Annotated in this window: 7 protein-coding genes; 6 read left to right on the top strand and 1 reads right to left on the bottom strand. The window is 73.9% G+C overall.

The genetic code is table 11. From position 1 onward, the window contains the following. Window positions 1-31 precede the first annotated feature (31 nt). The 6 genes from JOE61_RS16510 (at window position 32) to bar (ending at window position 10,325) form a co-directional block, all read left to right on the top strand. Window positions 32-739, top strand: a complete 708-nt coding sequence (locus JOE61_RS16510) for a lysophospholipid acyltransferase family protein (protein ID WP_307823064.1) — start codon at window positions 32-34, stop codon at window positions 737-739. An 85-nt stretch (window positions 740-824) separates the two neighbouring features. After that, window positions 825-3,020 (top strand): hydantoinase/oxoprolinase family protein, encoded by a 2,196-nt coding sequence (locus JOE61_RS16515; RefSeq protein ID WP_193667237.1) that lies wholly within the window; start codon window positions 825-827, stop codon window positions 3,018-3,020. After that, window positions 3,017-4,999 carry a hydantoinase B/oxoprolinase family protein gene (locus JOE61_RS16520; RefSeq protein WP_193667238.1) on the top strand — a complete coding sequence of 661 codons (1,983 nt, stop codon included), beginning with the start codon at window positions 3,017-3,019 and terminating at the stop codon, window positions 4,997-4,999. Before JOE61_RS16515 ends, JOE61_RS16520 begins: the two co-directional genes overlap by 4 nt. Window positions 5,000-5,167: 168 nt before the next feature. Next, window positions 5,168-8,146, top strand: coding sequence for a M14 family zinc carboxypeptidase (locus JOE61_RS16525; RefSeq protein ID WP_204797265.1), 2,979 nt, complete (start codon window positions 5,168-5,170; stop codon window positions 8,144-8,146). A 113-nt stretch (window positions 8,147-8,259) separates the two neighbouring features. Beyond that, entirely contained in the window at window positions 8,260-9,201 is a 942-nt protein-coding gene (locus JOE61_RS16530; protein WP_193667240.1) for a carbamate kinase, read from the top strand. 11 nt (window positions 9,202-9,212) lie between these two features. Further along, entirely contained in the window at window positions 9,213-10,325 is a 1,113-nt protein-coding gene (bar, locus tag JOE61_RS16535; protein ID WP_193667241.1) for a barbiturase, read from the top strand. A gap of 7 nt (window positions 10,326-10,332) precedes the next feature. Here the strand turns inward: bar and JOE61_RS16540 are convergent, their stop codons facing one another. Beyond that, window positions 10,333-11,487, bottom strand: coding sequence for a CaiB/BaiF CoA transferase family protein (locus JOE61_RS16540; protein ID WP_193667242.1), 1,155 nt, complete (start codon window positions 11,485-11,487; stop codon window positions 10,333-10,335). Window positions 11,488-11,509 lie beyond the last annotated feature (22 nt).

The following is an 11,509-nucleotide window of genomic DNA, read 5'->3' on the forward strand; positions in this document are numbered from 1 at the left end:
CGGACCGGCCGGTAACCAGCACACTGACCACGTGCCCCCCTCCGCGCCGTCGTCCACCGAGCCCAGCGACCGGATGTACCGGGCCCTGCACGCGGTCGTGCCCCCGGTGGCCCGGGCGCTGTGGCGCCCGCACGTCGAGGGCCTCGAGCACGTGCCGGCCACCGGCGGGGTGCTGCTGGCCAGCAACCACCTCTCCTTCATCGACTCGGTGGTCATCCCCGTCGTGGTGCCGCGCAAGGTCGTCTTCCTGGCCAAGTCCGACTACTTCACCGGCTCCGGCCTGCGCGGGGCCGCGCAGCGCGCCTGGTTCGAGGGGCTGGGGATGCTGCCGGTCGACCGCGACGACCCGCGCGCCGCGATCGCCAGCCTCGACACCGCGCTCGAGGTGCTGGCGCGCGGCGAGGCCTTCGGCCTCTACCCCGAGGGCTCGCGCTCGCGCGACGGTCGGCTCTACCGCGGCCGCACCGGCGTCGGGCACCTCGCGCTGACCGCGGGCGTGCCCGTGGTGCCCGTCGGCCTGGTCGGCACCGACCGGCTCCAGCCCGTCGGCTCGAGCCTGCCCCGGCCGGTGCGGGTCACGGTGCGCTTCGGGCCGCCGGTGCGCGCCGGCGGCCGCTTCGAGGGCGTCCCGCTCGGGCGGGCCCGCCGCGAGCTGACCGACGAGGTGATGGCGGCCGTCGCGGCCCTGAGCGGCCAGGACGAGGCCGGCGTCTACAACGACCGGGCGCCCGGCGCCTGAGGTCGCAAGACCTGCCAACGCCCGCACCCCCGGTCGGCAGGTTCCGCCGTGGCCGGGGCGCGCGCGGCGCCGGTTGAATCGGCGCGTGACGCGGAGCATCCGGATCGGCATCGACACCGGTGGCACCTTCACCGACGTGGTCGCCTTCGACGAGGTGTCGGGGGAGGTGGTGACCACCAAGACCCCGTCGACCCCGGCCAACCCCGCCGACGGCTTCCTGGCGGGCATCGACAAGGTGCTGGCCCTGCTGGGCCGCGGCGCCGGCGACGTCGACGCGGTCAGCCACGGCACCACGGTGGCCACCAACCAGCTGCTCGAGGGCAAGGTCGAGCGGCTGGGGTTCATCACCACCGAGGGCTACGAGGCGATGCTCGAGATCGCCCGCCAGTCGGTGCCCGACGGCTACGGCAACTCCTACTTCTGGGTCAAGCCCGACCGCATCGTGCCGCGCGACCTGGTCAAGGGCGTCGGCGGGCGGCTCGACCACACCGGCGCCGAGGTCCGTCCCTTCGACGCCGAGGGCGCGCGCCGGGTCGCCCGGTGGTTCCGCGAGCGGGGCGTCGACACCCTCGCGGTCTGCTTCCTGCACTCCTACGCCGACCCCGCCCACGAGGAGGCGATGCGCGAGGTGCTCGCCGAGGAGCACCCCGACGCGGTCGTGTCGATCTCCAGCCAGGTGCTGCGCGAGTACCGCGAGTACGAGCGGGCGATGACGACCCTCGTCGACGCGGCGGTCAAGCCGCGCCTGTCGGCGTACGTCGCCAACATCACCGAGCGGCTGCAGGGCCTCGGGGGGTCCACGGGGGACGGAGCCCCCCGGGCTCTGTCGTCGTCCGGGGGGTCCACGGGGGGCGGAGCCCCCCGGGCTCTGTCGTCGTCCGGGGGGTCCACGGGGGGCGGAGCCCCCCGTGCGTTTCCGTTCTACGTGATGAAGTCGAACGGCGGGGTGCTCTCGGCCGACGAGGTCGTTCACCAGCCGATCACCACCGTGCTGTCGGGGCCGGCCGCCGGTGCGCTCGGCGCCGCGATGATCGCCCAGGTCGCCGGCTTCGACCGGGTGCTGACCTCCGACGGCGGCGGCACCTCCACCGACGTCTCCGTCGTCATCGACGGCGAGCCGACCCTGACGACCGAGGGCTCGGTGGGCGCCTACCCCTCGAAGATCCCGATGATCGACGTCGTGACGGTCGGGGCCGGCGGCGGCTCGATCGCCTGGCTCTCGCCCGAGGGCACGCTCAAGGTCGGCCCGCAGTCGGCGGGCGCCGACCCGGGCCCGCTGTGCTACGGCCGGGGCGGGCGCGAGGTGACGATCACCGACGCCCACGTCGTGCTCGGCCGCATCCCGCCCCACCTCCTGGGCGGCGAGATCCCGCTCGACGTCGACGCGGCCCGGGCCGGCGTCGAGGCGCTGGCCGAGCTGCTCGGGCTGAGCCCCGAGGCCTGTGCGTGCGGGGTCCTGGAGATCTCGGCCTGGAACCAGGCCAACGCGCTGCGCCAGGTCACCGTCAAGCGGGGGCTCGACGTCCGCGACTTCACCCTCACCACGTTCGGCGGCTCCGGGTCGCTGCTGCTGTGCCGGCTGATGGACGTGCTGGGCATCGAGACGGTGCTGGTGCCGCCCGATCCCGGCAACGTCTCGGCCTTCGGGCTGCTCACCGTCGACGTCAAGAACGACTACGTGCAGACCCACGTGCGCCTGGCCGAGCAGCTGGCCGCGGGCGACGTGGCCCGGGTCCTCGACGACCTCACCGCCCGGGCCGCCCGGGCGCTGCGCGGCGAGGGCTTCGACGAGACCGAGCACTGCTTCGTGCGCACCGCCGACCTGCGCTACTTCGGCCAGGCCTTCGAGGTCCGGGTGCCGGTGCCCGACGGCCCGGTCGACGAGACGACCCTCGGCGAGGTGGCCCGCGGCTTCCACGCCGAGCACCGCGCGCTCTACGGCTACGACTTCGCCGGCGACCCCACCCAGCAGGTCGAGTGGGTCAACCTGCGGGTCTCGGGCATCGGCCCGATCCGGCGCCCCGAGATCCGGCGGCACCCGGTGCCCGAGCCGCCACCGCCCGCCCCGGTCGCGTCGGGGCGGCGCCCGGTGTGCTTCGACGCGGCCGCGGCGTACGTCGACACCCCGGTGCACCAGCGCGCCGACCTGGCCCCGGGCACGGTCGTGACCGGGCCGGCCGTCCTGGAGGAGTTCGGGTCCACCGTGCCGCTGCACCCGGGCTTCACCGCCCGCGTCGACGAGCACCTCAACCTGGTCGTCACCCGGGAGGGGACCCGATGAGCCGCCGCGCACCCACCGACTTCCCCTTCGGCTTCCTCACCGCCGACCACGGGGCGAGCGCCGATCCGGTGCTCGTCGAGATCGTCCAGGGCACGCTGGCCAGCGTCGAGGCCGAGGTCGAGACGGCCATCGCCCGCACCAGCCGCAGCCCGATGATCCGCGACGCCCACGACTTCCGCGCCGGCATCCACGACCGGCTGCTGCGCAAGCTCACCGGGCGCTCCTACTCGGCGCTGGTGCACCCGGTGGCGCGCGACTTCCCGGTCGAGCAGATGCGCGAGGGCGACGTCTTCTTCCACAACGACGTCTACCGCTCCGAGGGCGGCATCGGGCACCTGCCCGACCTGTGCGTCACCGTTCCTGTGTTCAGCAGAGGACCCTCCGCGGATGCCTCTGGGGGGTCCACGGGGGGCGGAGCCCCCCGTGTGGTCGCGTTCGTGCAGGCCTTCGGCCACCACGACGACATCGGGGGAGCGGTGCCGGGCTCGATGCCCTCGGGCGCGACCAGCGTCTTCGAGGAGGGCCTGATGGTGCCGCCGATCAAGCTGTGGGACGCGGGGGTGCCCAACCGCGCGGCGCTGGCGATCATGACCCGCAACTCGCGGATGCCCGAGTCGCTGGCCGCCGACCTCGACGCCGAGTGCTCGGCCTGCCTGATGGGGGCCCGTCGGCTGGGCGAGCTGTTCGACCGCTACGGCGTCGAGGTCGTGGAGTCGGCCTTCGACGCGATCATCGACCGCACCACCACGACGTACCGCCGCGAGGTCCTGGGCCGGATCCCCGTCGGGTCGTGGACGTGGGAGGACTACGCCGAGCACGACGGCGTCGACGAGCCGCGGCTGCACACCCAGCGGATCACCCTGACCCGCACCCCCGCCGACGACCCCGACGGCGAGCGGCTGGTCATCGACTTCGACGGCACCGGCCCGCAGGCCCGGGGCCCGATCAACCACTGCGGCGACTACTCCGACGGCGTGTTCTTGAAGAAGTGGCTGGCCCCGGTGCTGCGCAACCTCGCCGCGACGCCCGAGCGGATGGCCGAGCTCGACGTCAACGAGGGCGTGGTGCCGCTCATCGAGATGCGCTTCCCCGAGCCGGGCACCCTGCTCACGCCGGTCTTCCCGGCCCCGACCAACGCCCGCACCTTCGTCATCCTGCGCCTGCTGGGCGTGCTCGCCGGGGCGGTGGCCAAGGCGGTGGACGGCCAGATGCCCGCCGACCAGGAGACGATCCGCTACACCGGCGTCTACGGCGACGACGCCGAGGGCCGTCCCTACCTGATGCGCGAGGTCCTGGGCGGCGGCTCGGGCGGGCGCCCGCACGGCGACGGCGAGGACACCATCCACGTCGTGCCCGACTCCCGCAACCTGCCCACCGAGTTCACCGAGGCCCGCTTCCCGTTCCTGGTCGAGCGGCTCTCGCTGGCCGTCGACAGCGGCGGCGCCGGGAGGTTCCGCGGCGGGCTGGGCTACGAGAAGCACGTGCGGATGCTGCGTGACGCGCACTTCATGTCGATCGCCGACCGCTCCATCCTCGCCTGCTGGGGGGTCCGCGGCGGGCTCGCGGGCGCGCCGTTCCAGGTCACCATCGACCCCGGGGGCCCGCACGAGCGCGAGGTCGACGCGCTGGCCGACGCCGAGCCGGTGCGCGCCGGCGAGGTGATCCGCATCCGCACCACCGGTGGCGGCGGCTGGGGCGACCCGCTGGAGCGCGACCCGGCGCTGGTGGTGCGCGACGTGGTCTGGCGCAAGGTCTCGCCCGAGGCCGCGCTGGCGGCGTACGGCGTGGTGCTGACCGGGTCGCTCGACGAGCCCGGTCACCGGCTGGGCCACGACGCGGACGCGACGCGGGCCGAGCGCGCCGCGCGCCCACCGCGGGGCCCGGCGTTCTTCGACCGGGGCCCCGGCTACGCCTCGCTCGCCGGCGGGGCCGCGCACGCCGACGTCGACCTGGTGGGGCCGCCAGCCGACCTGGGATGATCAGCCCTCCCTAGCGCACCGCCCGCCGATTGCGCAAGTAATCTCGTCGATTGCTGAGACAATGCATTAATTTTCTGTTTCCTCCCACCAGAGGCGGCGATCTTCGGCCAGGGTGACGGTCTGGGACGCCGATGGGTGGGGTCCCCCGTCAGAGAAATGAGCACATCTGTGAGGACAACACGCGCGCTGGTCGCCCCGCTGGGCCTGGCCCTCGCCGCCACCACCGCCCTGGCCGGCTCGGGCCTGCCTGCTGCGGCCGACCCCACGTCGGCGCCCCGCTTCGACCAGAGCAGCGGCCGTGGCCCCGCCAGCGCCACCCGGGTCGAGGAGCCGACCAAGGCGGAGATCGTCCAGCGCGCCGCCGAGACGGCCGTCGCCGGCGACCCGATCGAGATGCCGACCTCCTACCCCTACCAGCCCGCGCTGCGCCTCTACCGCGACAACCCCGACGACGCGGCGCACACCGCCGAGCTGATGGGCCACCCGGAGATCGCACCCAAGCTGATGGAGCTGATGGCGAGGAGCGACCGGGTCTCCGCCCAGGTGGTGGGCCAGTCCACCGAGGGCCGCGACCTCTACCTGGTGACCGTGACCGCCCCGGAGCGCGAGCAGGACACCGCCCAGCAGACCGCCTGGCGCGAGGCCATCAAGAACGACCCGGCCGCCGCGGCTGACGACGCCGAGCTCCTCGCGCAGTACAAGACCCCCGTGTGGATGAGCCACAACATCCACGGCAACGAGTGGGAGGGCACCGATGCTGCGATGCAGTACATCGAGTACCTGGCCACCGCGCCGATGTCGGAGGTCGGCAGCATCCTGCGCAACAACCGGCTCTACTTCTCCCCGTCGCTCAACCCCGACGGGCGCACCGGCGCCACCCGGGCGACCGCGCTGGGCCTGGACCCCAACCGCGACCTGATCACCAACCAGACCCCCGAGACGCGCTCGTTCATCCGCACCGCCCAGGCCGTCCAGGCGCTCTACGCCGCCGACTTCCACGGCTACACCCGGGTGCTGCAGATCGAGCCGGCCGGCCCGCCGCACGGCTCGAACTACGAGTTCGACCTGATCCTGCCGCACAACTACGCCATGGCGCTCAAGGTCGAGCAGGACGTCGTCGACGCGGCGATCCCCGGCAACACCTACCGCAACGTCGAGACCGGCGAGATCGTCACGGAGATCACCGACGAGGCGACCGCCCACATCAAGATCCCCTACCGCGACACCCCGTCCGGGTGGGACGACTTCCCGCCCATCTTCACCGCCCAGTACGCCGCGTTCTACGGCGCGGCGACGACCACGGTCGAGCTGCCCCTGACGCGGGGAGCCAGCGGTGGTCGCCAGACCCCCGAGCGTGCGGCGGTCAACACCGCGGTCGCCGTGCAGACCCTGGAGAGCATGGTCGACTACCTCAACGACCCCACCACGGCCCGCGAGATGCTCGAGAACCAGATCGAGACCTTCCGCCGCGGCGTGGCCGGCGAGCCCAAGGTGTCGCTGACCGGCGAGAACATCGCCGAGGTGCCCGGCCCCGACCAGTGGAAGGACCTCTGGGACGTCGCCGACGACCAGGAGCCGGTGACCCTGCCGCGCGCCTACGTGATCCCGGTCGGCGAGGGCCAGCGCTCCACGAGCGACGCGACCTCGCTGGTCGAGCAGCTGCTGCTGCACGAGATCGAGGTCGGCACCCTCGACGCCGACACCACGATCGGTGGCACGACCTACCCCGCCGGCTCCTACGTGGTCGACATGCACCAGCCGCTGCGCGGGCTGGCCAACAGCCTGCTCGACCTCGGCGACGACATCTCCAGCAAGCTGCCGACGATGTACGACGTCTCCGCGTGGAGCTACGCCTACCTCTGGGGCGCCGACGTCGACAAGGTCGGCCTGACCACCGAGGCGCCCGTGGGCGCCACGACCCCGGTCAGCGCCCCCACGGACGCCACCTCCGTGCCCTCGACGCCGAGCCACACCACCTTCGACGTCGCCGGGGTCGTGGACTTCCAGGCGCTGAACTCGCTGCTCGAGGACAGCGTGCCGGTCTCGATGCTGGCCGACGGCTCGGTCGTCGTCGGTGTCGACGACTTCGACGCCGCCGCCGACGTGGCCCGCGAGCACGGCATCGTCCTCGAGGCCGCCACCCCGGCCGACCTCGACGCCCTCGACGACGAGACCACCGCCGCGCTCAGCGACCTGACCATCGGCTACGTCGGCTCCCAGGACGACCGGCTCTCGCTGACCGAGCTCGGCTTCGACGACCTCGTGCAGCTCTCCTCGAGCACGCTCGAGGCCGACCCGTCGCTGATGGACGACGTCGACGTGCTGTGGGTGGCCTCCACCTTCAACCCCGCGGCCGGCTCGGCAGCCCGGGCGGCGGTGCAGTCCTTCGTCGACGAGGGTGGTGCGCTGCTCGGGCGCACCAACCGCGGCTTCGAGGCGGCTGTCTCCTTCGGCCTGATGAGCGGCGCGGTCGTCAACGGCAACGGGTCGGGCAACGGCATCGTGGCCGTCGACACCCCCGACGGCTCGGTGCTGGCGCCCTACGCCCAGGACCACGCCTTCATCTACCCGGCCTACTCCTTCACCGGTCTCGGTGAGGGCGTCACCGTCGAGCAGGCCTACGACGCCGAGCAGCCGTTCCTGGCCGGCCACTGGCGCGCCACCAACGCGACCAACGGCCCCGAGTCCGCGGCCGGCAACGCCTCGGTGGTCTCCTCCGAGAACGCCGAGACGGGCGCCAAGTCGCTGGTCTTCGGCACCTCGGTCTTCTTCCGCACCCACCCCAAGGGCGGCCTCAGCCAGGCCGCCCGGGCACTGATGTGGGCCGCGCCGGCCGGTGAGGCGGTCGAGGCCCCCGAGGCGGTCCGGCCCGACTCGGTGACCACGCTCGAGGCGGAGGCCAAGAACCAGCGCAAGGCGGTCGTGACCGTCGGCGTCGAGATCGACGGGGCCCCCGGCACCGGCACCGTGGTCGTCAAGGACAGGGGCGAGCGCGTCGACGTGCTCACCCTCGAGCCCGGCGACGACGGCACCGTCACGGTGACCCTGAAGCTCGGCACGGGACGCCACAAGCTGAAGGCCGTGCGCAAGGGCGACGACGTCGCCAAGCGCAGCGTCTCGGCCCCCGTGGTGCTGCGCCTGGGCTGAGCCCCGAGCACCAGATGACGACGGACCCGCTTGGCAACTCCTGCCAGGCGGGTCCGTCCATCGTGGTGGCAACGCACGGTGCCCGCCCCGGGCGTCGTCCCTAGGGTCGGGGCATGAGGGTCCTGGTCGCGCTCGGCGGCAACGCGATGACCGGGCCCGACGGCTCGGCGCGACCCGGCGACCAGATCGCCGCCGCCCGGGGGGCCGCCGCCGCCGTGGCCGCCCTGGTCGCCGCGGGCCACCAGGTGCTGCTCACCCACGGCAACGGCCCCCAGGTCGGCAACCTGCTGGTCAAGAACGAGCTGGCGGCGAGCGCGGTGCCGCCGGTGCCGCTCGACTGGTGCGGCGCGCAGACCCAGGCCACGCTCGGCTTCGTGCTCGTGAACGCCCTCGAGGCGGCCCTGGCCGAGCGCGGCCTCTCCACCCCGACGGCAGCCCTGGTCACCCGCACCCTGGTCGAGCGCGACGACCCCTGCTGGGCGCGGCCCACCAAGCCCATCGGCCGCTTCCTTCCCGAGACCGACGCCCGGGTGCTCGTCGAGCACGGCGAGACCTGGGAGCCCCGCGGCGAGCGCGGGTGGCGCCGGGTGGTCGCCTCGCCCGAGCCGGTGCAGGTCCTCGACGCGCCGGCGGCCGCCGCCCTCGCGGCCGCGGGGTACGTCGTCGTGGTCGCCGGCGGCGGGGGAGTGCCGGTGGTGCGGGAGGCCGACGGCAGCCTGCGCGGCGTCGAGGCCGTCGTCGACAAGGACCTGGCCGCGGCCGTGCTGGCCCGGGCCCTGGGCGCCGACGTCCTCGTCATCGGCACCGACGTGCCCGCCGCGGTGCTCGGCTTCGAGGGCCCCGACCCGCGCCCGCTGGGACGGGTCGACACCCGGGCGCTGCGCGCCCACGCCGCCGAGGGCCACTTCGCCAGCGGCTCGATGGGCCCCAAGGTCGAGGCCGCCTGCCGCTTCGTCGAGGCCGGGGGCCGGCACGCCGCGATCACCGACCTCGCCCACCTCGTGCCCGCCGCCGAGGGCGGCGCCGGCACCGTCGTCGTACCCACCCGTCCCTGAGAGGAACCGCCATGCCGCACGCCATCGAGGTCCGCAAGGTCCCGATCCACTCCGTCGCCGACGCCAGCGAGCTGGAGAGGCTGCTCGACGAGGGGGTGCTCGAGGCCTCGCGCGTCGTCGCGATCATCGGCAAGACCGAGGGCAACGGCGGCGTCAACGACTACACCCGCATCATCGCCGACCGTGCCTTCCGCGAGGTGCTGGTCGCGCGCGGCGCCGCGCCCGAGGCCGTCGCCCAGGTGCCGATCGTGTGGTCCGGCGGCACCGACGGTGTGATCAGCCCGCACGCGACGATCTTCGCGACCCTGCCGGAGGGGGCCGTCGAGCCGCCCCGGGACCCCCAGGAGAAGCGGCTGACGGTCGGCTTCGCCATGAGCGAGGTGCTGGCCCCCGAGGAGATCGGCCGGGCCGGGATGGTCACCAAGGTGGCCGACGCGGTGCGGGTGGCGATGGAGCGGGCCGGCATCAGCGACCCCGCCGACGTGCACTACGTGCAGACCAAGACCCCGCTGCTGACGCTGAGCACCATCGCCGACGCCAAGGCGCGCGGCCACGACGTGTTCACCGAGGACACGCTCTACTCGATGGACGTCTCCAACGGCGGCACCGCGCTGGGCGTCGCCGTGGCCCTCGGAGAGATCGAGATGCCCGCCGACGAGCAGGTGCTCAAGGACCGCTCGCTCTACTCCTCGGTGGCCTCCTGCTCCTCGGGCGTCGAGCTCGACCGCGCCCAGGTGGTGGTGGTCGGCAACGCGGCCGGGGTCGGTGGCCGCTACCGCATCGGCCACTCGGTGATGCGCGACGCCCTCGACGCCGACGGGCTGTGGGAGGCGATCCGCGACGCCGGGCTCGACCTGCCCGAGCGCCCGCACCACAGCGACCTCGACGGCCGCCTGGTCAACCTGTTCCTCAAGTGCGAGGCGTCGCAGGACGGCACCGTGCGCGGTCGTCGCAACGCGATGCTCGACGACTCCGACGTGCACTGGCACCGCCAGATCAAGGCCGCCGTGGGTGGGGTCACCGCCGCCGTCACCGGCGACCCCGCCGTCTTCGTCTCCGTCTCCGCCGCCCACCAGGGTCCTGACGGCGGCGGGCCCGTCGCGGCGATCGTCGACCTGGGCTGAGCCGCGATCAGGAGTCGAGCCAGGCCTTGACGGCCTCGGTGTGCTCGCCGAGCCGTGGCGGGGGCAGGTGCGTGGAGCGTCCGCCCGAGTGGGCGGCGTCGTCGAAGCGCAGCGGCGACCCCGGCAGCCGGAGGCGGCCCAGGGTGGGGTGCTCGACGTCGAGCAGCAGGCCCTGCGAGCGGGTCTGCTCCCAGGCGTAGACGTCGTCGAGGGTGCGCACCTTGCCGCTGGGCACCCCGGCGGTGGCCAGCACCTCGAGCCAGTGCTCGGCGGGGTCGGTCGCGAAGTGCGCCTCGAGCAGGCCGGTCAGCGCGTCGCGGTGCGCCACCCGGTCGGCGTTGGTGGCGAAGCGGGGGTCGGTGGCGTCGAGGTCGAGCGCCGCGCAGAGGGCACGCCAGAGCCCCTCGGAGCCGCAGGCGATCTGGATCGCCGCGGTGCCGGTCTCGAAGAGCCCGTAGGGCGAGATCGAGGGGTGGTGGGCACCGGCCGGTCCCGGCACCTCGCCGGCCACGGTCCAGCGGGTGCCCTGGAAGGCGTGCACCCCCACCATGCCGGCCAGCAGCGAGGTGCGCACGACCCGTCCGCGACCGGTGCGCTCGCGCTCGTGCAGCGCGGCCAGCACGCCGAAGGCGCCGTTCATGCCGGCGACCAGGTCGGCGATCGGCACCCCGACCTTGGTGGGGGTCCCGCTGCCGGTCAGCGACATCAGCCCGCCCTCGCCCTGCGCGATCTGGTCGTAGCCGGCGCGCTGCGCCTCGGGGCCGTCGTGGCCGAAGCCGGTGATCGAGAGCACCACCAGGCGCGGGTTGAGCGCGTGCAGCCGCTCGGTGCCGAAGCCCAGGCGCTCCAGCACCCCGCCCCGGTAGTTCTCCATCAGCACGTCGGCCCGCTCGACCAGGCGGGCCAGCACCTGCGAGTCCGCGGGGTCCTTGAGGTCGAGGACCACCGACTCCTTGTTGCGGTTGGCGGAGAGGAAGTACGTCGACTCGCGCGCCTCGTCGGGTCCCACGAACGGCGGTCCCCAGGCGCGGGTGTCGTCGCCGGCGGGCGGCTCGACCTTGATCACCCGGGCACCCTGGTCGGCCAGCATCATCGCCGCGTGCGGCCCGGCCAGCGCGCGGGTCAGGTCGATCACGATCACGTCGCTCAGGGGGCCGTCCATGCGCCGAGCCTGCCACGCCGGG

It is taken from the genome of Nocardioides salarius (assembly GCF_016907435.1).
Taxonomy (GTDB): Bacteria; Actinomycetota; Actinomycetes; order Propionibacteriales; family Nocardioidaceae; genus Nocardioides; species Nocardioides salarius.